This window comes from Achromobacter veterisilvae (assembly GCF_900496975.1).
Taxonomy (GTDB): Bacteria; Pseudomonadota; Gammaproteobacteria; order Burkholderiales; family Burkholderiaceae_B; genus Achromobacter; species Achromobacter veterisilvae.
Genome location: NZ_UFQC01000028.1, coordinates 47,510 through 68,333, shown reverse-complemented (window position 1 = coordinate 68,333; position 20,824 = coordinate 47,510). Strand labels below are relative to the sequence as shown.

Annotated in this window: 20 protein-coding genes, 1 tRNA gene and 1 pseudogene; 7 read left to right on the top strand and 15 right to left on the bottom strand. The window is 59.7% G+C overall.

The features are described from left to right. Nucleotides 1-14 precede the first annotated feature (14 nt). Nucleotides 15-434 carry a ferric iron uptake transcriptional regulator gene (gene fur, locus AVE30378_RS22800; protein ID WP_043543731.1) on the bottom strand — a complete coding sequence of 140 codons (420 nt, stop codon included), beginning with the start codon at nt 432-434 and terminating at the stop codon, nt 15-17. A gap of 153 nt (nt 435-587) precedes the next feature. On the opposite strand from fur, the gene AVE30378_RS22795 reads away from it, so the two are divergent. Beyond that, nucleotides 588-1,124, top strand: a complete 537-nt coding sequence (locus AVE30378_RS22795) for an outer membrane protein assembly factor BamE (RefSeq protein ID WP_129243658.1) — start codon at nt 588-590, stop codon at nt 1,122-1,124. A 16-nt stretch (nt 1,125-1,140) separates the two neighbouring features. Then, complete coding sequence (dapB, locus tag AVE30378_RS22790) at nt 1,141-1,932, top strand: 4-hydroxy-tetrahydrodipicolinate reductase (protein WP_129243655.1); 792 nt, start codon at nt 1,141-1,143, stop codon at nt 1,930-1,932. Nucleotides 1,933-2,001: 69 nt separating this feature from the next. On the opposite strand, the gene murB is transcribed toward dapB, so the two are convergent. Continuing rightward, nucleotides 2,002-3,048 (bottom strand): UDP-N-acetylmuramate dehydrogenase, encoded by a 1,047-nt coding sequence (gene murB / locus AVE30378_RS22785; RefSeq protein ID WP_129243652.1) that lies wholly within the window; start codon nt 3,046-3,048, stop codon nt 2,002-2,004. 263 nt (nt 3,049-3,311) lie between these two features. Between murB and AVE30378_RS22780 the strand changes: the two genes are divergently transcribed. Next, nucleotides 3,312-3,387 (top strand) — tRNA-Gly (locus AVE30378_RS22780). Between the two features lie 228 nt (nt 3,388-3,615). After that, a complete protein-coding gene (locus AVE30378_RS22775; RefSeq protein WP_208742429.1) occupies nt 3,616-5,547 on the top strand; it encodes a tyrosine-type recombinase/integrase in 1,932 nt (643 codons plus the stop codon). A gap of 58 nt (nt 5,548-5,605) precedes the next feature. Here the strand turns inward: AVE30378_RS22775 and AVE30378_RS22770 are convergent, their stop codons facing one another. Next, on the bottom strand, nt 5,606-6,247 hold the full coding sequence (locus tag AVE30378_RS22770; protein WP_129243646.1) for a LysR family substrate-binding domain-containing protein: 642 nt from the start codon (nt 6,245-6,247) through the stop codon (nt 5,606-5,608). A 106-nt stretch (nt 6,248-6,353) separates the two neighbouring features. Between AVE30378_RS22770 and AVE30378_RS22765 the strand changes: the two genes are divergently transcribed. Then, complete coding sequence (locus AVE30378_RS22765) at nt 6,354-6,647, top strand: helix-turn-helix domain-containing protein (RefSeq protein WP_129243643.1); 294 nt, start codon at nt 6,354-6,356, stop codon at nt 6,645-6,647. A gap of 25 nt (nt 6,648-6,672) precedes the next feature. Here the strand turns inward: AVE30378_RS22765 and AVE30378_RS22760 are convergent, their stop codons facing one another. From AVE30378_RS22760 to AVE30378_RS22710, 11 genes are all read right to left on the bottom strand, one after another. After that, entirely contained in the window at nt 6,673-7,563 is an 891-nt protein-coding gene (locus AVE30378_RS22760) for a LysR family transcriptional regulator (RefSeq protein WP_129243640.1), read from the bottom strand. 160 nt (nt 7,564-7,723) lie between these two features. Beyond that, nucleotides 7,724-8,215, bottom strand: coding sequence for a copper chaperone PCu(A)C (locus AVE30378_RS22755; RefSeq protein WP_129243637.1), 492 nt, complete (start codon nt 8,213-8,215; stop codon nt 7,724-7,726). A gap of 61 nt (nt 8,216-8,276) precedes the next feature. Next, nucleotides 8,277-9,923 carry a copper resistance CopC/CopD family protein gene (locus tag AVE30378_RS22750; RefSeq protein WP_165360275.1) on the bottom strand — a complete coding sequence of 549 codons (1,647 nt, stop codon included), beginning with the start codon at nt 9,921-9,923 and terminating at the stop codon, nt 8,277-8,279. Beyond that, complete coding sequence (mbnM, locus tag AVE30378_RS22745; protein WP_129243632.1) at nt 9,920-11,236, bottom strand: polysaccharide biosynthesis protein; 1,317 nt, start codon at nt 11,234-11,236, stop codon at nt 9,920-9,922. Before mbnM ends, AVE30378_RS22750 begins: the two co-directional genes overlap by 4 nt. A 5-nt stretch (nt 11,237-11,241) precedes the next feature. Further along, the gene (mbnC, locus tag AVE30378_RS22740) at nt 11,242-11,820 is read right to left on the bottom strand and encodes a methanobactin biosynthesis protein MbnC (protein WP_129243629.1); all 579 of its coding nucleotides are present in this window, start codon (nt 11,818-11,820) and stop codon (nt 11,242-11,244) included. Beyond that, nucleotides 11,804-12,628: a methanobactin biosynthesis protein MbnB gene (mbnB, locus tag AVE30378_RS22735; RefSeq protein ID WP_129243624.1), complete on the bottom strand. Its 825-nt coding sequence runs from the start codon at nt 12,626-12,628 to the stop codon at nt 11,804-11,806. Before mbnB ends, mbnC begins: the two co-directional genes overlap by 17 nt. A 58-nt stretch (nt 12,629-12,686) precedes the next feature. After that, a complete protein-coding gene (mbnA, locus tag AVE30378_RS22730) occupies nt 12,687-12,782 on the bottom strand; it encodes a methanobactin (protein ID WP_129243621.1) in 96 nt (31 codons plus the stop codon). A 193-nt stretch (nt 12,783-12,975) separates the two neighbouring features. Next, entirely contained in the window at nt 12,976-14,154 is a 1,179-nt protein-coding gene (locus AVE30378_RS22725; protein ID WP_244235121.1) for a methanobactin export MATE transporter MbnM, read from the bottom strand. Between the two features lie 280 nt (nt 14,155-14,434). Beyond that, a complete protein-coding gene (locus AVE30378_RS22720; RefSeq protein WP_129243619.1) occupies nt 14,435-15,325 on the bottom strand; it encodes an MbnP family copper-binding protein in 891 nt (296 codons plus the stop codon). 12 nt (nt 15,326-15,337) lie between these two features. After that, on the bottom strand, nt 15,338-17,527 hold the full coding sequence (locus AVE30378_RS22715; protein ID WP_129243616.1) for a TonB-dependent hemoglobin/transferrin/lactoferrin family receptor: 2,190 nt from the start codon (nt 17,525-17,527) through the stop codon (nt 15,338-15,340). A gap of 71 nt (nt 17,528-17,598) precedes the next feature. Then, nucleotides 17,599-17,976: a DUF2946 family protein gene (locus tag AVE30378_RS22710; RefSeq protein ID WP_165360274.1), complete on the bottom strand. Its 378-nt coding sequence runs from the start codon at nt 17,974-17,976 to the stop codon at nt 17,599-17,601. A 920-nt stretch (nt 17,977-18,896) separates the two neighbouring features. Between AVE30378_RS22710 and AVE30378_RS22705 the strand changes: the two are divergent. Beyond that, nucleotides 18,897-19,151: pseudogene (locus AVE30378_RS22705) on the top strand (transposase); the annotation flags it as partial. A gap of 280 nt (nt 19,152-19,431) precedes the next feature. On the opposite strand, the gene AVE30378_RS22700 reads toward AVE30378_RS22705, so the two are convergent. Then, entirely contained in the window at nt 19,432-19,818 is a 387-nt protein-coding gene (locus tag AVE30378_RS22700) for a MerR family transcriptional regulator (protein WP_027015258.1), read from the bottom strand. Between the two features lie 90 nt (nt 19,819-19,908). Between AVE30378_RS22700 and AVE30378_RS22695 the strand changes: the two genes are divergently transcribed. Further along, complete coding sequence (locus AVE30378_RS22695; RefSeq protein ID WP_027015259.1) at nt 19,909-20,817, top strand: alpha/beta fold hydrolase; 909 nt, start codon at nt 19,909-19,911, stop codon at nt 20,815-20,817. The last annotated feature ends 7 nt before the right edge of the window (nt 20,818-20,824 follow it).

The window sequence follows — 20,824 nt, the reverse complement described above, 5'->3', positions numbered from 1 at the left end:
CTAACGCCCGGGGATCAGCGTCCTTTCATGCAACTGCCGCAGATGCCGTACAGCACCATGGCGTGGCTCTCCAGGGCGAAGGAATTATCCTTGGCGATCTTCTGCTGGCGCTTTTCGATCTCCGGGTCCGAAAACTCGACCACCTTGCCGCAATTCGTGCAGATCAGGTGATCGTGGTGGTCCCCGTCATTGAGTTCGAACACCGCCTTGCCGCTGTCGAACTGGCTGCGGGCAAGGATGCCGGCCTGTTCGAACTGGGTAAGGACGCGGTATACGGTGGCCAGGCCGATTTCGACGTTTTCGCCGATCAGGGCGCGGTACACGTCTTCGGCGCTGAGGTGCCGCTGGTCCGATTTCCGGAAAATATCAAGAATTTTCAGGCGCGGGAACGTCGCCTTCAAACCCATGTTCTTCAGTTCGCTTTGGTCGCTCATGGTGTAATCGCTCTCCGTCCGCGTTGGCATGGGCAAGGATGGGTGCACCGCAAGCCGGCTCACCGAATTCATGCCGCCACGCGGAACTATCCTTATGAAACCTTTATGATAACGGTTTTGTCTGCTTCCAAATAATAGGGGCGCGTAGTGTCCATGATTGCACGAATTCCCTCCCGCTCGCTCAAGACCGGTTTGGCCGTCGCCGCCCTGGCCGTCGCCCTGGCCGGATGCACGGGGGACAAGTGGGGTTTCCCGTACAAGGCCCCCGTCCAGCAAGGAAACTGGATCACCCAGGAACAGGTCGCCCTGCTGCAGCCGGGCATGACCCGCGAGCAGGTGCGCTTCGCGCTCGGCAGCCCCACGCTGACCAGCGTGCTGCACGCCAACCGCTGGGACTACCCCTACTACTTCAAGCCCGGCTACGGCGACGCGCAGGAGCGCAAATTCACCGTCTGGTTCGAAAACGACCGTCTGGTCCGCTGGGAAGGCGACAAGCAGCCCGACCTCCAGCCCTACCAGATCAACACGCCCAATGCGGTTTCCGACGAAAAGACGGAAAAACGCCTGAACGAGGACGAAGCCCGCCAGAAGGAAGAAGACGCCGAAAGCCGGCGCGACTCCGCCGCCCCCGTCAACCCGCTGAACCAGTACCCAGGCCAACCGGGCAACACGCCCGAGCCGCTCAATTAATTCCAAGGATTCCGCCATGCGTATCGCAATCGCCGGCGCCAGCGGCCGTATGGGCCAGATGCTGATCGACGCCGTCCTGAACGCCACCGGCCTGCAGCTCGCGGTCGCGCTGGACCGCAAGGATTCGGCCGCGCTGGGCCAGGACGCCGGCGCGCCGCTGGGCAAGCAGACCGGCGTGGCCATCACGGACGACCTGGACGCGCTCGCCCAGGCCGACTGCCTGGTCGACTTCACCCGCCCGGAAGGCACGCTCGAACATCTGCAGGCCTGCGTGAAGCATGGCGTGAAGGCCGTCATCGGCACCACCGGCTTCGACGACAACGGCCGCGCCGCGATCGAGGTCGCCGCGCAGAAGATCGGCATCGTCTTCGCGCCCAACATGAGCGTGGGCGTCAACGCCACGCTCAAGCTGCTCGACATGGCCGCGCGCATCCTGAACGCCGGCTACGACGTCGAAGTCTTCGAAGCGCACCACCGCAACAAGGTGGACGCGCCCTCCGGCACCGCCCTGAAAATGGGCGAGACCATCGCATCGGCCTGGGACGTCGCCCTGCCTGACATCGCCACCTGGAGCCGCCACGGCGACACCGGCGTGCGCAAGCCCGGCACCATCGGCTTCTCCGTCCTGCGCGGCGGCGACATCGTGGGCGACCACACGGTGTCCTTCTGCGGCATCGGGGAACGCGTCGAGATCACGCACCGCTCTTCCAGCCGCGCCACCTACGCGGAAGGCGCGCTGCGCGCCGCTCGCTTCCTGGAAGGCAAGCACAACGGCCTGTACGACATGCAATCCGTCCTGGGCCTCTGACGCCGCCCCGGAAACAGAAAAGGACCCAACCGGGTCCTTTTTTTTGGGCGCCCGGCGCGCGTCGCCGGGTCAAACCACCACGGGTTCCGGCTCGAGCCTCACGCCGTAGCGCTCGAACACCGCGTCCTGTATGGCGCGCGCCAAGGCCATGATGTCGGCCGCGCCGGCGCCGCCGCGGTTGACCAGCACCAGCGCCTGCCGGTCATGAACGCCCGCGGCGCCCAGCGTCCGGCCCTTCCAGCCGCATTGGTCGATCAGCCAGCCCGCGGCCAGCTTGCAGCTGCCGTCCGCCTGCGCGTAGGACACCAGGCCGGGAAAGCGGCCGGCCAGCGCATCGCGCGTGTCGGCCGAGACGATGGGATTCTTGAAAAAGCTGCCCGCATTGCCCGTCACCGCCGGATCGGGCAGTTTGGCTCGGCGGATCTCGCATACGGCGTCGAAGACCTGTCGCGCCGCGGGCGCGCCCGCCGCCAGCCGCGCATGGCGCTGCAGGTCGGGATAGCCCAGCACCGGCCGCCAGGGCCGCGGCAAGGCGAACCGCACGCTCACGATGATCCAGCGCCCCGGTTCGCCATGCTTGAAGACGCTGTCACGATAGGAAAACCGGCAGTCCGCCGCGCTCATTTCGACGTAGCGGCCCTCGCGCACGTCCCATGCGGTCAGGCTATGGAAGCGTTCCTGCAGCTCGACGCCATAGGCGCCGATGTTCTGCACCGGCGCCGCGCCGACCGTCCCGGGAATCAACGCCAAGTTCTCCAGCCCGTCCCATCCCTGCCCGACGCAGGTTTCGACGAAACCATGCCAGGTCTCGCCGCCCGCCGCCTCAACCAGCCAGGCATCGGGCCGGGCCTCCAGCAGCCGCACGCCCTTGAACGCAACCCGCGCCACCAGCCCCGCCACCCGCTCGGGCAGCACCAGATTGCTGCCCCCGCCCAGCACCAGCAAGGAAGACCCGTCCCTCGCCAGGCGCGATACCGCCGGCAACTGCGCCGGATCGGCCAGCGTCACGAAAGCGTCGGCCCGCGAAACCAGGCCCAGCGTATTCAGCCGGGTAAGGTCCTGGACGGCCGGGGACAAGGAATGGAGCGCAGCGCCTTCGGCAGGTGGATTTGACATGGGTACAACTAGGTATGCTATAGTTTCTGTCTTCGCTCATATTACTTTATTGAGCATGGTTGAGCTTTTTTCCCAAGTTGCTTGCCCTGAATTTCCGGGTTTGTTCGAAAACTGCATGCAGTGAACAAGGCCGGGCCGCACAGGCCAAATGACAAGCTCGAAAAAATCATGTAATATGCGCGCCTTCCGATCGATAACCAAGTTGATCGGAGTGAATAAGAAACCGGTTCTGGGCAATCGCAGCAATGCAGCACGGAACCCATGCGGGAGTAGCTCAGTTGGTAGAGCGCAACCTTGCCAAGGTTGAGGTCGCGAGTTCGAGACTCGTCTCCCGCTCCAATTTATGATCTACAGACTTCCACTGGGGGCTGTAAGTCCTTGAAAACAGGAGCTTCGGCTCCTTTTTTCATTCCAGCAAAAGCCACTGGAATCCACCGACAGCCAGCGTTTTTGAGGCCAAAAACAAGGCCAAAGAATGCGAGTGCTGCCGGTTCCGGTTTGTTGCTGGGGTTGGATCGGGATGACCAGCAGCATCGGGCCTAAGTCCAAGACTTAGGAGCTTCGATGATGGCACTCTCTGATCTGACGGTGCGGCAAGCCAAGGCCGCTGACAAAACCTACAACCTCCCCGACACCGATGGCCTCGGCCTGGTGGTCGCCCCTACCGGCGGCAAATCGTGGCACCTGCGCTACTACTGGCTCGGCAAACAAAAGCGCATCTCCTTGGGCAACTACCCCGAGATCGGCCTGCGTGAAGCGCGTACCTTGCGCGACGAAGCCCGCGCACTCCTGGCCAAGGGCATCAACCCCCACACCGACCGCAAGCAGAAGCGCCATGCCGTGAAGCTGGCGGCCGATTACACCTTCAAGACCGTCTTCGATGCCTGGGTTGAGCATCGCCGCAAGGAACTCAAGGAAGGTCGCCAAAGCACCCTCTCGCAGATCCTGCGGATTTTCGGCAAGGACGTGCTGCCCACGCTCGGGAAAATGTCGATCTACGACATTCGCCGGCCGCAGCTTCTGGGTGTCCTGGCAAGGATCGAGGAACGCAAGGCCTTCACCACGGCAGAAAAGGTCCGCACTTGGTTGAGCCAGTTATTCCGCTATGCCCTCGTGATCGTAGAGGGGCTGGAGGCCAATCCGGCCTCTGACCTGGATGTGGTGGCTGAGCCCAAGCCTCCGGTGACCCACAACCCGTACCTGCATCTGCCCGAGCTGCCCGAATTCCTTCAGAAGCTCCGGCTCTACAACCCGCGTGGCTGGCAGACTCAACTCGGCATCCGGCTGCTCCTCCTCACCGGGGTGCGAACTGGCGAGCTGCGGCTGGCGACCCCGGATCAGTTCGATCTGGATCGCGGCCTATGGAGCATCCCGCCGCAGATCGTCAAGCAGCTTCAGGACGAAATGCGCAAGGCCGGCAAGCGCCCTCAAGACGTGCCACCCTACATCGTGCCGCTGTCCCTCCAGGCTATCGAGATCGTGCGCTACCTTCTGGGGGTGATGCGGCCAGCCCAGCGCCACCTGTTGGCGCACCGCAGCGAACTCAAGAAACGCATCAGCGAGAACACCCTCAATGCCGCCTTGAAGCGGATGGGCTACGAAGACCAACTGACTGGCCACGGCATCCGCGGAACGATTTCGACGGCGCTCAACGAGATCGGCTACCCCAAGATTTGGGTGGATGCGCAGCTTTCGCATTCGGACCCGAACAAGGTGAGTTCGGCCTACAACCACGCCAAGTATGTGGAACCGCGCCGCAGGATGATGCAGGACTGGGCCGACCGCCTCGACCTGCTTGAACAGGGCCAGGTGGAAGCGGCCAGCGCTCATCTCACCATTCGTATTGAGGGGGTGCCGGCGATGGCAGATGAGGAAGAGCCTGCCACCGCCGCCGCTGTGTCCCCTGAAGCCTCTGTGCCGCCTGTAATGGCGGCTCCCATCGTCGTGACGCCGAACGATGCCGATATTAGGTTTCAGCGGCTGTCGCAGGTGCCTCCGCCGCCCACGCGGGCGCCGGAACCGGAAGTATCCGCAATCCAGCGCGAGCGCGAGGAAATGCTGGCCATGTACGAGTCGCCGAGCTGTCTGCCGGTACCGCTATTCGCCAAGCTAGCTGGGAAGTCCAAGGACCAGATCAACCGCGAACTGAAGGCAGGTAAGCTGCTGTCCATCAGTTTGGGCAATCGGGGGCAGCGGGTCCCTGACTGGCAACTGGTGCCGCTCAAGCACAAGCTGGCCCAAGTGCTCATGAGCCAATGCCCGCATGCGGATTCGTGGAGTCTGTACCGCTTGCTGACCCAGCCGCACCCGGATCTGGGTGATCGCGCGGCCATCGATATGGTGACGCCGGCCAACTTGGGTATGGTAGCCCGGGTCATCGCAGGCAGTCAGGAGCATACAGATGCCCCCGAGACTGTCTCGCCACGGCTCATCCTCGAACATGTGCGGCAGAGCGTTCGTCGGCTGGTGGATACCACTATGGTGCTTGAAGAGGCTTGAACGCCGATAGTGCGATCTGGCGACCGGGACGGGATTGTCCCGGTCGCCAGACTTAGGGTCAGGCTGCGCCAGCCTTGGCAATCTGCAGTGCTCTACGCTCGAACCGCTCTGTAACAGGGTTGACTTGTCCATGAGGCTGCTGCAGGTGCGTCACGATCTTGTAAGGGCCGTCGCAGATCGGCCACATGGCGATTCCCCATCCATGAGCATGCTCAATGCGCGACCGAGCGGATAGCCCGATTCCATAACCGGCTGCGACCCATAGCGCCATCATCTCGAAAGACGTCACGTGCCGAGCGCTTTGCTCGCCTGCACGCATAAGGGCAGACAGCCGCCGATCCAACAAGGGACAGATCTCTGCTTGCCAGCGAAACAGCGGGCGGTACTGCAGATCATCAATTGTGAGCCTCTCCTTGCTGAGCAAGGGGGAGCGCAATGGCGTCGCAACGGCCATGTCTTCGGCCCACAGAGGTTGGCTTTTCAGGGACGGGTCGCTTACTTCACGAAGCGAGAGACCTGCGTCGTAGCGACCTTCGTAGAGTCCCGTATGCAGGTCGTCAACTGTGACTTCAAAAAACGCGATGGCAACGTCCGGCTCTTCCGCGCGTTGTAGCGCGAGCAGTGCCGATAGATGCGATGAGGGTACGCCAGGCGCTATAGCGAGCCTGAAGTGGGATAACTGGCTGGTGGCGTCGTGCATAAGAGCCCCCAATAAGCAATCGGGTTAAAAAGGCGAGCCAACATGATAGCCAAAAGAGTTAAATTTAACGTGGTTAAATTTCATTGATTGCTTGACGCTTCTGGTGATGCAGAAGCGTAGCGTTCAACGGGGCCGCCCCCCTGGCACAACCACCTATGAAACTGAGCCGGCACAGGCTTTCGGTCAAGCGGTGCGTGCCGCTCGTATGGACCAAGGGATCGCTCAAGAAGAGCTTGCCTCTTTGGCCGGCATTGAGCGCTCGCACATGGGAAAAATCGAGCGTGGAGAGCATATGCCCACGCTCGCTCTGATACTGAAAGTAGCCGCTGCCCTCAGGATAAGTTCCGCTGAACTAATGATCGTAACGGAGCGGAGTATCGGTCACCGCCCAGATTCTTGAGCTGATTATCAGTGGGCTAACTTTGTTAGCCACCGAAATGAGTGCGTAGTCGAACGATAAACCGCTCCAGCGGAGCCGGCAAACTGTCACTGTCGGGCCGAAGCAGATAGGTTGTAATCATCGCTGAATCCATCGCCAGTGGGCGAATCACCACATTCGGCCGTTGGCAGGTGGCGATCCTGGCTTCCGTTGTGAAACCTACGCCGAAGCCTGCGCTGACAAGAGTGAGCATCATGTCCAGTGAGGACACGTGCTCAACAACATTGGGCTCGTCCTCCAGTGGCCGAAGAAGCCGTGCCAGTTCACGGCAATAGCCCTCGCAGACGTGCGGATCACACAGGATAATCGGATGGCTCCCTAGTTCATGAAGTGGGACCTCCTTGTGGGCGAGCAACTCGTGCAGCGCTGGCACTGCGAGCACCAACGGGTCTCGCCAGATCGGCTCGGCGACAATGCCTTCTCCAACATCGGCCGTGTGTGCAAATCCCGCAGTGAAGTCACCAGAACGGAGGCCGCGAATTTGTTCGGCCAGGGGAACTTCAGAGAGGCGCACCTCGATCTCGGGCTCCTCTGCGCGACAGCGGGCGAGAACCGCTGATAGCCGCGGATCGATTGCCCCATCGGATACTGCGATACGAAGGCTCCCCCGCAAGCCAGAACCGACGGCCTTGGCGTTCTCCCGTGCCTGCTCCAAGGTGGCGAATAGCCTGCGAACGTCCTGCAAGAACGTAGCGCCCGCTGCCGTCAGCACTGTTCCTCGGCGGTTTCGATCGAAAAGCAGGACGCCCAACTCTTCCTCAAGCTCCTTGATGGCCCGCGAGAGAGGTGGTTGTTCGATATGCAAGCGCTCAGCGGCGTGCGTGAAGTGAAGTTCCTCTGCCAGGACGGCAAAATAGCGAAGGTGCCTTAATTCCACTTCCACTTTCCTTGCTTGGTGAAGTAGCCGCTATCGACTGACTGGAAGAGGCGACTACCACCAACCTAAGACCTCCTTCTTTTCTGAGGGAATGTTCTAGACGATCGGGGTCGTAGCCCACAACGATGTTCGGCCTGGCAACTACCAGTTAGACTTCGAATTAATGGGTATGTCCGTCTTGACCACTGCCGGTATGTGCTGGTGCTTTGTCTGTCGTTCCTTGCACATCGACTTGAACGGTTACGGGACCCGCTTCCTCGAAAACCAATGTGAGCGGGAAAGCCTTGCCCTTGACCAACGGCTGCTTCAATCCAATCAACATCACGTGGAGCCCCCCTGGTTCCAATGCAGTCGTCGATACTGGTGCGATCTCTATGGAGTCAACTTTACGCATGCGCATCACGTCGCTGTCGCGGATGTGTGTGTGAAGCTCAGCTTTCTCGGCTACCGGTGTTGAAACGGATACGAGGCGGTCTTCATCCTGACTAGGATTGCGCAGCACGAAATACACCACCCCGGTAGGAACCGCGGGTACAGTCGCTCTTGACCAGGGATGATCAATTTCGATCGGGCCAGCCTTGTAGCCGTGGGCAAATGCCGCCCCCGATGCGCACAGAGCAATCGCAGTTGCCAGTTTGATCAGTCGTTTCATGAGAGATGACTCCTTAAGGATCGAGTGGTTGAAAAACTTGAAAGAGGCTCTAACCGGCCGCTCACAGAGCGCCGGTGGTATCGGGCGGAATCTGAACGCTCAACCGCAGGACATGCGCACGGTCATCAGAATCCGCCCAGCGCAAGCGCACCCGCCAACGTCCTGAAGATGGCAGCATGATGTCGCCGGTCATCTGCGGATCATGGACGACGACGATAGGGTCTGAGGAGTCGGCATTGGAGGCCTGAGCCCATTCGGAGATCAGCCCTGTCGTCCGGTTATGCCCATCGGCATCCGTCAGCAGGATCTGTATCCGGTTGCTGCCCACGCGCGCCGGCACTACGTCGATCAGCGCGTTCCAGCCGCCCGAGGTTACGACCGTCGAATAGCCTGTCGAGGGGCTGGAAATAGGGATCGTTGGCGCGAACTGCGGTAGCGTGCGCGGTGGTGGTGCCAGCGCAAAGGTCGAGGTCAAAGTCAGCACGCCAATTACCAGTGCAATCTCAATGAACACGTTACGACGCAGCCTCAAACTCGCCACGCGCTCGCCAGTGCGAAGCATCGGGGTTACGGCGATGCGGTTCCACACAGCAATGCCGATCAACAACGACACCAACAACATTTTGATGCCCCAGATCGCACCGTAGCCTGTCTGTGTTACCGCCTCGACAGAGGAAACTGACTGCAGGAGGCTCATGCCTATTCCAGTCGCAACCAGTGTCGCGACTGCAATTACCGCGATGCGGGAGAATCGCTGGACAGTTTCCAGCGCCTGTGGCCCAGTCTCGTGTCGCAGCATGACGGACAGGGGCCACAGCGAGCCAACCCAGAACGCCGCCGCCAGGCCGTGCAGGAACACCAGAGGAATACTGACCGATCGAGGTGGTGCCGTTCCGATGTGGCCTGTCACCGTGAACGAGAGCGCCCCCAGTAGCGCGCCGCTAGAGAGCAACAGCATGCCGATGCTGGTACGCCGCTGCCACAACCCTGCCAGGGAAAGCAGCGAGGCCAATAGAACCACAACCGCTGCGGCTGCGGTTGTACTGGTTGAGCCTATGGACCAAGCGCGCGCACTAAGCAAAGCCGCGGTGCCACCGCCATCGAGCGCTGCGCCGCTGAGCCCGACCAACAGTACGCCAGACCAGGCGGCGAGCAATATCACCCATACCAAGTTGTCGCGGGTGGCTTGCACGGAGTGCCTTGCATGTCCAGAGAGCACGAACGCCCAGAACAGTGCCCCGCCCATGCCAGCAAGTACCGCGAAGTAGTGGATCACACGTACAAGTACCGCTATCCATTCCATGCCGCCAACGGACGTTTCTACCGTTGGCTCCTCACCTGGCTTGACCCCGATTCCGAACTGGATAAACCCGACCACGGGATGCCCGTCGGCGGACGTGACGCGGTAAGCGACGCGATACACGCCGGCAGCCAACGTTTGGGGAAGGCTTAGGCGCACCGTGTCATGCTCAACCGTCCAGTTGCCGCTGGAAGTCAGAACCTCGTCCTGCTCGTTGAGTAACTCAATACGCGCGGGCGTTACCGCCTCGTTGAAACGCAGTACGGCTTGGGTAGGGGGCGCGTGCAGTTCGGTGCTGTCTTCCGGCGTGGTTTGGACCAGGAAGGCGTGGGCCGCCGCTTGACCGGCGTAGAGAGAGATCAACAAAAGTAGGCCCAAGACGGCCACTCGGAGGGTCATTCGCATCATGGGTTCTCGTTTGCAACTGCGGGCGCCTCGTCCACGCAGGACGTTGCCCTGTATCGGAAAGCCAGCCATGCCACCAATGCAACTTCAGGCAACCAGAGGAAGGCATAGGCCAGTATCGGTAGATCGAGCGCAAGGCCGACCGCAGTGATAGGCAGTCCAAGTCCCCATCCCAGCAGGGTATCGGCCTTGGCCACCTCATTGAATCCGCCTCTGCTTTGCAAGCCGGCACGCAAGACAGTGCCGGCCACACGTACAGGCAAAGAGAATGCCAGCGACCAGACGAATACGTGCCACCACAGTCCTTGCTGTGCGTACACGGCCTGCCCAAGCCAGTTCTGTCCCCACGACAGGAGCAGGCCTGCCAAGGCTGCTACGGGGACACCAAAACGTAGCAATTCACGAGTCAGTACATCGATGTCGGCGGTAGTCCGTCCCGAAAAACGGATAGCGAGAAAACGCAAGAACGCGGCCAGAGGCGAGAAGACAAGCATCGCCAACGCCAGTCCGGCAGCAAAAGCATCCAGACGCGCTGTCGTCACCGTTGAAATCGTAGGCGAGGCGAACAGGCTGAGCGTCAGCAAGCCTAGCAGCTGCAGTGCAAGTATGCGCTGCGCTTCCCAGGTGCTCTTGACGGCTTGCTTTCGGCTCCAGCTCAAAGGTGGAAGAACGGGCAGTCCCCCCGATTGCCTGCGAAGCTGCCACAGCACCCAACACGTCGAAACAGCATGGACCAACAGTGAAGCCATTAAGCAACCAGCGAAGCCCGCGTCCAAGAAGTCCAGGAACACTACGTTCATGATGAGTTTGAGGACCACCTCGCAAAGCTTCCAGCGCACGACCCAGGCCCCCCGTTGGGTGGCATGGAAGGCGAACGCGGCGCAAGAATTGATCATGCGAAACGGCGCTCCCGCTACAAACCAAGGGATTGCAAGCTCAAGCATCGTCACCAGCGTTTCATCGCCCCCGGCGACCCAAGGCACCAGCAGCGGATAGGTGATCCACCCCGCTCCCAGCAGGAGGGCCCCGATCAGGCCAGCCAATCCCATCGCCCAGCGGATGGTCAATGACGCATCACCATCGCGAACCGCCTGAGCGATAGTGACTGACGCCACGGCGCCATATGCCATCGTGACAACGAGGTCGATCATGACCAGTCGAGTCAGCATCACGTAGGCACCGACGCTGCCAGGCGCGCGCTGGCCCAGCATGACCACGTCCACTTGCAGCGACAACTGGGCAACGCCAAAAGCCAGCAACAGCGCTGCAAAGCCTTGCCAGAAGGCACCGGTACGGATGGACAGAGGCGCCGTCATGTTCGTCACCGAGGAATAGGCGACCAGCCTGGAAAACCGTCGTCGAGCGACCTGCTGGGCACCAGAAAATAGCCATGGGAGCCATCCGGTGTCGGTAGGGGCGCTTCGAGTTCGATCTGTTCGATTTCTCGCCCCCCCTCAAGCGTCACGGTCTTCCAGCCACACACCAGGTTTGGAAGGTCAGCGGCACCCAAAACGATCCCCTGCGCTTCAGAGCGATCGCCTGTGGCCCAGCGTGCGGCCGATGCTCCCATCAGGGCATAGCGCAATTCCACTTCAATTTGATCTCGGAAGGCAGACTGCTGCAGCCATACGTCGACCCACAGGTAGTAGGTCCAGTTTAAGGAGAGCTTCTGCTCGTCCGCCCAGGTCATGAAAGGCCGGAAGATTGCCAAACCGTCCGGTCCAGACAGTTCAAGCAAACCAGGACAAATGTCGAACAGCGTGTGCCAGTACACCCGTAGGCTGGTATCGATGCGTACGAATGCACGGGAGTCCCGTGCGTAGTCTCCCTGGCGGGCTGGCACCGTCAAGGAATCCAGCAGATCTGCGTCTATCACTCGGGAATCAGACACGCGGTGCATCGAACGCCTCCACAGATGAGCGATCGAACAAATCTCGCAGGCGATCAAGATCGTGCTCGATCTCTGTCTCCACAAAGTTGTCGTCGCGTTCGTAGGTCATGGTGGAACCGGCGGTATTGAAACGCGCGCGGTAACGCTCCAGGAAGCCGAGCGTCTCTTCGGACAGCATTCGGTCATGGGTATCCACCACCAGATGCGGTGCCAAGATGGATAAGTTGTAGCCGGCGACGTGGAAATGACTGCTGCGTTCGATGATGCCTTCCCAAGCCTCTAAAGGAAGGCCGCAGTTCAAATGTGCGCAAACAGCGTTGGAGACGTCAAACAGCACGCCAGCGCCCGTATCGCGGTGCAATCGCTCGTGAAAGTGGGGAGCATCGCGCCCGCCATCCATGATGGAAGGATAGTTCTCCAGGTGAAGACGGCAGCCGAGTTTCTGCTGCCACCAGTCCACGCGGCACCGCACTTGTTCGTAATCCGTGATGTAGTCGATCTCAGCCAGGTGATAGAGTTGGCGTCCTTCGTGGTTGAAGCGCGCAATATGGTCGGACACATAGAGCGGCTTGAGAAGGTCGATCAGTCGGCGCAATCGGATGGCCATACTGTCCAATGCCGCGTCATCGTTCTCAATGAACTTGGAGAACATGATGTGGAAACCCACTGGGGCTCCAAAGCCCTGAGCCATTTCTTCCGGCGGTACGGACAGGAAGTTGTCGATCAGCAGTTCTACGTAGTCAATCCGACCTGAGTCCAACAGTCGGCGAACCAGCGGCGCGGTGTCACCAAGTGTGTAGTTAAATCCTATACGCACGATACTCTCCCATGAGCGAGTCCACCACCGACACGGAGGTGCCGGTGGTGGACCAGGCTTAGTTCACGCCAACCGGTGCGCAGCACGAAGCGCAGCAAGCGCCAGCACGCCCGGCGACAGTCATCGTGGTTTTCTTGACGATTTTGATCTTCATGGGTAACTCCTTGAAATTTGAAAGTCAGGGTTGGTGGACGTCGTATTCGTCAGGCCGCCACCAGTAGCACTGGATACTGGCCCTAGAATCACAGTCGACATCGCACCGGATTCGTTCAATCGTGGATTCGTCTTCTCGATAGGCAGCCTCCTTTTTGTAGTAGTAAAACCATGATTCATTTGAACGATCACGCTCACTTGGAGTGACTCCACGGATCCGAGAACTTGGGGTCGTTCAGGAAGCCCTCGTCGGTCAACGTCTTGAGAAAGTTCAGGAGGTCCGCCTTTTCCTCCTCTGTGAAATCGATCCTGGAGATGAGGCCGCTCTTGTGAGGGTTCAGGCGTCCATCCCCCTGGTTCGGGCCGGATGTCGTGACCTTGCCCCCCTGTGAGTACTGCTCGATAACTTCTTCGAGGGTGGCTACGCTACCGTCATGCATATAGGGTGCTGTGGCTTCGACGTTGCGCAGACTCGGAGCCCGGAAGGCACCCATGTCCTCTGGCTTGGCAGTACTCTCGAATACCCCCCGGTTTGGATAGGGATACCCTCCCTTGCCATCCACGTTGTACAGCCCGTTGTTGTGGAACAGTGTCTCGACCAACCGGCTCTTCTTGTGGACGACTTGATCATTGAAGTTGAAGCTGCCGTGGCAGTGGTGGCACTCGGCTTTCTCGCCGAAGAAAAGCACCATTCCGCGTTCTTCAGAAGCGGAGAGCGTTTCTTTACCCTGCAAGTAGCGGTCGTAGCGGCTATCCACAGAGACCATGGAGCGCTGAAATGCGGCGATAGCCTTGATCACCGTGGCCATGTTCAGCGGTTCGTCGTCGTCGGGAAAGGACTGTCGGAACAATGGCGGATAGATCGGATCGTTGCGAAAGCGGTCCAGAACCTGCTGTCGATTGGCGTCATTGACGCCCATTTCGATGGGGTCATCGCCAAACAGCGGGATCTCCATCTGCTGTTCCAGCGAAACCAGCGCTGGATTGGCCCAGTTGTATGTGGCATGCCAAGCGCTGTTGGCGAGCCCCAGTGCATTGCGATGCGTGCGCTCCCCAGTCGATCCCACCGATAGTGATCGGCCGTCGGTGAAGGCCCGGCTCTGGTGGTGGCATGACGCACATGACATGGTGCCGTTGCCAGACAGTCGGGTGTCGTAGAAGAGCTTCCGCCCGAGTTCGACTTTTACCGCCGACATCGGGTTGTCGGCAGGCACGCGCGGCTCCGGTACGTGCGTCGGCAGGTTCCATGACCAGACGGTGCTGGCGACCTCTGCTGCCACTCCCATGGGCACGGCGAGTAAACCGATAACCAGCCCTAGCGTTCGGCGCATCATTGCCTTCCCCCTTTCGAAGAATTCCTCGCGCATATGCATGACATGCGAGTTGTCTTCTGCTGGAAAACTGATTTCGCTTGCGCCGCTCCGGTGTGATGGCTCCTTCTTGTTGACTGTCTTTCAAGACCCCTGTGGGACAGCATGAGCAGGTCATCTGGAATGTGCATGCTTCTCATCCTCCAGTTCTTGTTTGTGTTCTACATTGAGGCGTATTCATCTGGCGCCGCGCAGAGTTAAGGCGCACGAAGCGGGCAGCATCTCTCTCGGAGAGGTGCCGACCAACCGCGTGCGAGAGCTGCTGCAGGGAGCAGCCAAGGTCCTATCGCTTCGTGGCGACAGAAAAGGCGGGGGAGTGCCTGGACGCATCGGGCTCACCACTGTCAAGTGACAATCCAAGTCGCTCAAAGATGGGGCCGCACTCGGGATCGGTGGGCCCACTCATGCATCCCACGGCGCCTCCCCGATCCTCGGAGAGGCGGGTGGACTTGAACAGTGAGCCAAGATCCAGTTCGACCCGCTGCGTGTCCGGGTCGAACTGCTCTAACACCACTGGGAGACGATTCGAGCGCAAGCAGGACACTGTTTGACCGGTGACCGGATTGCCGGTGCACCCAGTTGAACCCAGGTGCACATACCAGGACGCGGAACGTGAGCCATCCAGCTTCGTTACCCCACCTTCGGGGTCGATCTCGATCTTGGCGAACTTGCGGCCCGCTTGCCAACTCCAGCCCATCGCCGCAATGTCCAGCGGCGCCCCTTCCAGTTCAGTACTGGTGTGGTTCAACGAGGGCGGAACGCCCACAGTGAAGGCCAGACCGGTGTATCGACCAGCTGGCACCTTGCCGGTAACCACTGTATTGGTTGCGGGGCTCCCTCCAGCGCATGTGCCGGTGGCATCCTCGAAGTCGAGAAGTGCGACCTGATCGTTCTGCCAATCGTTGGGGGTCAGGGCGATGGGGGTTCTCCTGCCATCGGCCTGAACCAACGCCACGTCTTGCACGTAGAAGCGGGCATCGCGCAATGTGGCGCGCTTTGCATCTCTGCCCAGCGCGCCCAGCGCTGCTCCGCATCGAGCGCTATGGCCGTTTGCTACCAACTCGAAGGCGATGGTCACAGGCTGAAGGTCGTCCTTGCGAGGTCCAGGAGTGCTCACGCACCCAGAGAGGCCGATCACCAAGGCCAACGCTGCCGTCACGTGAATGAGTCGCATAGTGGCCTCCCGTCAAAACCGGGCGCTCAGCGTGACATTGACGCTGCGTCCCAGTTCGTAGGTAAATGTCTCTGCCATCGACTGCTGGTATGTGGCATAAGGTTTGTCGAAAAGGTTTGTGATACCGACATCTATACGGTACTGGCGCTGTTGGTAGGACAGGCCAATGTCATGCACGGCATAGCCGCTGCGCCGACGAAGTTCCGTTGAGTCGTAATCTTGGGCGCGTACAAACTGCCCGAGGTAGCGCACGGACCAGTTGTTGTCAATCCGATACTGAGCACCGAAGGCAAGCTTGTCAGGTGGCGCGTACAGATGGGCACCCGTGTCTGCATTCTTCGAACGCAGTCGCGAGTAGCCCAGGCCCAAGGTGAGGTCATCCCAAGCGTAGGCCACTTCCACCTCAGCGCCATGTCGCTCGGCGCGGGCCACATTGTTTCGCTGGAAGATCAGGCCGGTCCCAACGAAGGGTGCTGCACGTGTGTAGCTGCCAACCACCTGTTGATCGATCATGTCTTCCACATCCTCCGTAAAGTACGTGGCCTTCACGCGCAGGCGGTCGCCCGCGCCCAGCACATCGTCGAACGACAAGGTCGCACCCACTTCCTTCGCGGTACTGGTCTCAGGCTTCAGATCAGTGTTAGGCCGGAAGTTGAACAGTGCCTGGTTCGTGTTGAGATTGCCGAACATTTCCGTCAAAGTCGGACCGCGGTAGGCCTTTCCATAACTGGCGTAGACGCCCAGAACGTCCCAAGGCTGGTACTTGAGGGTGAGCTTGGGCGAAAGCTTGTTGTGGCTGACCTCGCTCTGACCGGGCGACGTGAGCTTGTAGTCGTCGTGACGCAGGGCGCCGATCAGCGTCCAGTTGTTGAGGAACGAAACTTCGTCCTGCAGAAACACGCCCACGGCACGCATTTCCCCGTTGGGCAAAACGCTATTGGACTGCCCTGCGGAAGTGTTCTCGCTGGTATCGCGGTAGATATCCACGCCATAAGTCAGGCGATGCGCCATCCACGGGCCGGTATTGAACCGGCTGCTGTTTTGCAGGCTGGCCCCGACCGTCTTGGTCATCGTCGTGGTGTCGGCTTGTGGGGGCGTCGCCAAGCTATGACTATTGAGCTTGAATGTGGTCTGGTAGATCGTCAGCTTGCCGTCCAGCAGACTGCGATCGGTATCGCGGAATGCCCAAGTACCTGTGTACTGCTCCTGGTCTCTTTTGAGATCGTGCGAGAACTGGGACAGTAGATTGCCGCCGGGATTGGTGGGACCAACCATCTTGTCGACAAAACGCTGGTAGCTCAGCTCCACACGGTTGAGTTCATTGGGAGAAAAACCGCCCTTGAACAGACCGCTCTTCAGGTTGCCGTCGTTAGGGTATTTCGCGTGGTCGCCGCTGGCCCCGGTATGGATCTCGCCGAAGTCGCGAAAGGTCCCGCTGGCCAGAAAATCGAAGTTTCCGGAGCGTGCTGCAGCAGTCAGGTTCGTCGACCATTCCTCATTGGCGCTTTGGTAGCCGCCCTTGATTCGTCCCCCGAAGCTCTTGCCAGGCTCCAGGAAATCCTCCGCATCGATGGTCTCGAACGCCATCACGCCACCAAGGCCACCGCCACCATACACAGCCGAGACCGGGCCGCGTACGACATCGACCTGCCGGATGAAGTCCGGGTCGATCAGCAATGGGGTATTGACGCCACCCTCGTTGTTGCGTCGCGCGCCATCCACGGACAGGATAATGCGCGGACCCTGCAGGCCGCGGATTGCAGGGCTCTGGGCAGCAGGTCGAGGACCGCCGCCATAGTTCACGTTGGGAAGTGCGCGCAACAGGGTTGAGACCGTGTTCGCCTGGGCATCGTCCAATTCCTCGCGGGTCACCGTCGAGACGGAGGCTGGAACGTCGAATCGGCTGTGTGGGCTGCGCGTGGCCGTGACGGTGATGGTATCCAGTACGGTCGTGGCCTGGGAGTCTTGGGGCTCAACGGTGTCGCTTTGCTGCTGCGCGTGGGCTGGCTGATGGGCCAGTGCGCAGGATACGGCGAGTGCCAGTGTGAAAGCTTTGCCAGACGGGTTTCGGAGGCCCTGCGGGGTCTCACAAAGGGCTGTGGCTATACGCCGGTGAGAGAACTGCGCTCTGATGGCGACTGCTAGCGCACGTGGGCGCAGACGCGAACGGCCAGCGCCGATCGCGGAAGAATCTCCGGACATGAAAAAACTCCAACAATGATCGTAGCGAAGACCGCGCAGAAAGTAATCTGCACGGTCTGATGGGCAGCGAATCAGATGTTGGAGGGGGGCGCGCGTGCCTGGTGCGCGGTTCTGAAGCCTTCGGCTACAAAGCGCGCCGCCGGGGGAGCTTGAGGAGCGTGAGTATTGAGATCGAGGGCGGGCAGAAAGGCCATCGATGGCGGGAGCCCGACACAGTGCGCGAGCGGACACAACGCACACATACCCCCGGATGGCATCGTCCCGCTGTCTGGCTGGTCTTGATCGAGATCAATGCCAAAGTCCGACAATGGCACAGTCTTCATGCCAGAGCCGGTGCAGATGATGACCATCTCTTCGTCCGCCGAGATGGACACCAAAGGCATGCTTGCTACGGCGAAGGTCTGCAACAGAAACACCACCGCCACGGCAACCGTACCGAAGCGGCGCATTCTGTTACGAAGTAGCCTCCGAAATAGCATGTCGTTTTCTTATTGCTCTAAAGCTGAAATGTGATGAAAAATCCCCAATCGTCATGTTACCTCTTTCACCCTTGACAGTCCAGACGCTTGTCTGTAAATCGGCTACCGTCACGTTGCTTCTTTGCTGCGCCGGTGGGTCGGCCATGCAGACATAGTTGGCTTCTTGGTGCGACACGTAGATGTCGCTTCTGCGTCGGTTCAACCCTTGAGAACCGAACGACCTACTCCCCCAAGGAGCAGGTTCAGGGTATTACCTCACTGCTATCAGTTAGTGCATCAAGGTGCCTGACACAAGTCAAAAGACCTAGCCTTGGCTGGTGTCTCAAACGACAGAGACACTTCTACGGAAGAGACTCTGCCTTACGGCGACGTTTACCAAACGCTCGTTCGCATTCTTACGCCCCTAGACTGCCCAACAGGGCAACTAGACACTCCAAACCTGAGTAATCCATACAACATCCTTGCGATATCAAATGGAACTCTTTGTGTGCGTAAAACGATCTGACTTAGATAACGTGAAACCGCAGAGCGCAAGCTCTGATCTGCCTTGTTATGCCTTCTGAAAGGAAGTGCCATAACCGTGTGTACGACCACACGTAGCCTATGGTGACGTGCTCGACCAGTAATGGATGGGTGCGAAGCTCACCAGACAACGTACCCCCGCGTAAGCGGCACTTCTGACCTGTGAGGGTCAGGGTGGACACTGCCAGCAGAAAGGCGGTTAAGGGGCTAGGCTAGTTTCGTATGGGCAATGTAATGTGAATCATCGTTGGAACCTGGGTAATTACTGAATGGCTGAATCTGCTGTTAGGCCATAACCAAAAAGGTGAATCGCCCCTGGTTCACTAGACATCTCCAAGCCGTACATTATGGCAATCACGGAGGTGGATATGAGCGGCAAGCGGTATTCGGATGAGTTCAAGGCCGAGGCGGCCAAACAGGTGATCGACTAGGGGCGGCCGGCGCGCGAAGTGGCAGCGCGGTTGGGTGTCAGCATCCATTCGATGTACGCGTGGGTGCGCGAGCAACGCAAGGCGCCCCAGACGCGGCAGATGGACACCTCGCTGGCGGCGGAGAACCGGCGTCTGCAGGCCGAGCTCAAGCGGGTGACTGAGGAGCGTGACATCCTAAAAAATGGCCGACGTCAAGCGTTTAGTGAAACCAGCCGGACGGCTAGAACCCTATATGGAACGTGGGGTTAGCTCTAATTTTGGCCGCGTTGCGGAGCTGCGACGTTGTGGACTAGGAGCCACATAAGAGCATCGCGGTAGGAAGCCGGAGCGTGCTGCAGCGGAGGCGACTGCCAGCAGAGGGCGGGCATATTTAATTATCCTAGCCTAGTCGATCGCGGCGCTCCAGAATGAACAACGCGCAGCGTCGAGTCGGTGCATTCCGACTCACGCCTCAGCACCATTAAGGCATCGACTACTCTGCCACAGGCCCGATTCCCTCCGCTAGCATCTTGCGCAACCGCACGCGTCGCTGTTCAAGCTCTGAGATCTGTCGCTCGATGGACGCAAGCCTTTTGCGCTGCACTTCCGTCGTCTCAGGGCACGCCGCCGCCCCTTCGATCATCTTCATGCAATCGGGAAACCCTCGGATTTCCGTCAGACTGAAGCCTGCCGCAATCAATCGCTGGAGTTGGCGAACTTGCGTGATGGCTGATGCAGGGAACAAGCGATAGCCGTTCTCGGCGCGCACGGAGGGCAGCAGCCCGTTATCGTCGTAGTGCCGGATCGAGCGCAGACTCGCCCCCGTCTTGCGGGCAAGTTCGCCGATGGACATTGAGGCTTGTGTCGTGGTTTTAGACATGAACAAACGATACCACTTTTTTCTCTTGACACTCACATCAATGTGAAGGTTGAGACTAGGAATCTTCCCAAAACCCAGGAGTGTTGATTCATGTCTCTACCGAAGATTCGTGGTGCGCTTGGTGCGCTGTTCGTGACCCTTGCATTGCTGGTCACGTCATCCGCCGCGCGTGCCGATACCAAGGACTACACCGTCACCGCACCCGATGGCGTCGTGTTGGCTGTGCAGGAGGCTGGCAATCCAAACGGCACCCCCATCATCTTTGTTCATGGACTGCTTGGCAGCCGGTTGAACTGGAACAAGCAATTGCTTGATCCCCAACTTCAACACCATCGTTTGATTACCTACGATCTGCGAGGCCACGGCCTGTCCGCCAAGCCAGTGGAGGCAGAGGCATACACTGATGGTCGCCGGTGGGCTGATGACTTGGCCGCTGTCATCGAATACACCCATGCACACAAGCCGGTGCTTGTCGGATGGTCATTGGGCGGCGCGGTGATATCGAACTACCTGGCCTCCCACGGAGATGACGACATCGCTGGTGCCGTATATGTCGATGGCGTGATCGAGTTGAAACCCGACCAAATCGTGTCGCATCCCGAGGTTTATCAGGATATGGTCGCTTCGGACTTGAAGACTCACCTGGATGCCGAACGCGCTTTTCTGCGCCTGTGCTTCCATCGCCAGCCCGACGCAACTACGTTCGACCTGCTGCTGGCCAACGCCGCATTGGCATCATGGGACATGCAGCGCTCCGTGCAGTCGATGACGGTTGCCGCAGCGGAAGGACTTGGCAAGACGCAGGTTCCCCTGCTGTTGATCTATGGCGCCCAGGACGCGCTTGTGAAAGCCAAACCCGCTATCGCCAGAGCCAAGAGCCTCAATCCCAAAGTGCAAAGCAAGCTGTATCCGGCATCGGGGCACGCGCCGTTCCTTGAAGAGCCTGATCGCTTCAACCACGATCTCTTGGAGTTCATCCACAAGGCTGATCCGCATTGATGACTTG

Coding starts and splice junctions, on each gene's coding strand:
- fur (WP_043543731.1), bottom strand. CDS start 434: ATGAGCGACCAAAGCGAACTGAAGAACATGGGTTTGAAGGCGACGTTC.
- AVE30378_RS22795 (WP_129243658.1), top strand. CDS start 588: ATGATTGCACGAATTCCCTCCCGCTCGCTCAAGACCGGTTTGGCCGTC.
- dapB (WP_129243655.1), top strand. CDS start 1,141: ATGCGTATCGCAATCGCCGGCGCCAGCGGCCGTATGGGCCAGATGCTG.
- murB (WP_129243652.1), bottom strand. CDS start 3,048: ATGTCAAATCCACCTGCCGAAGGCGCTGCGCTCCATTCCTTGTCCCCG.
- AVE30378_RS22775 (WP_208742429.1), top strand. CDS start 3,616: ATGGCACTCTCTGATCTGACGGTGCGGCAAGCCAAGGCCGCTGACAAA.
- AVE30378_RS22770 (WP_129243646.1), bottom strand. CDS start 6,247: ATGCACGACGCCACCAGCCAGTTATCCCACTTCAGGCTCGCTATAGCG.
- AVE30378_RS22765 (WP_129243643.1), top strand. CDS start 6,354: ATGCAGAAGCGTAGCGTTCAACGGGGCCGCCCCCCTGGCACAACCACC.
- AVE30378_RS22755 (WP_129243637.1), bottom strand. CDS start 8,215: ATGAAACGACTGATCAAACTGGCAACTGCGATTGCTCTGTGCGCATCG.
- AVE30378_RS22750 (WP_165360275.1), bottom strand. CDS start 9,923: ATGATGCGAATGACCCTCCGAGTGGCCGTCTTGGGCCTACTTTTGTTG.
- mbnM (WP_129243632.1), bottom strand. CDS start 11,236: ATGACGGCGCCTCTGTCCATCCGTACCGGTGCCTTCTGGCAAGGCTTT.
- mbnC (WP_129243629.1), bottom strand. CDS start 11,820: ATGCACCGCGTGTCTGATTCCCGAGTGATAGACGCAGATCTGCTGGAT.
- mbnA (WP_129243621.1), bottom strand. CDS start 12,782: ATGAAGATCAAAATCGTCAAGAAAACCACGATGACTGTCGCCGGGCGT.
- AVE30378_RS22725 (WP_244235121.1), bottom strand. CDS start 14,154: ATGCATATGCGCGAGGAATTCTTCGAAAGGGGGAAGGCAATGATGCGC.
- AVE30378_RS22720 (WP_129243619.1), bottom strand. CDS start 15,325: ATGCGACTCATTCACGTGACGGCAGCGTTGGCCTTGGTGATCGGCCTC.
- AVE30378_RS22715 (WP_129243616.1), bottom strand. CDS start 17,527: ATGTCCGGAGATTCTTCCGCGATCGGCGCTGGCCGTTCGCGTCTGCGC.
- AVE30378_RS22710 (WP_165360274.1), bottom strand. CDS start 17,976: ATGCGCCGCTTCGGTACGGTTGCCGTGGCGGTGGTGTTTCTGTTGCAG.
- AVE30378_RS22700 (WP_027015258.1), bottom strand. CDS start 19,818: ATGTCTAAAACCACGACACAAGCCTCAATGTCCATCGGCGAACTTGCC.
- AVE30378_RS22695 (WP_027015259.1), top strand. CDS start 19,909: ATGTCTCTACCGAAGATTCGTGGTGCGCTTGGTGCGCTGTTCGTGACC.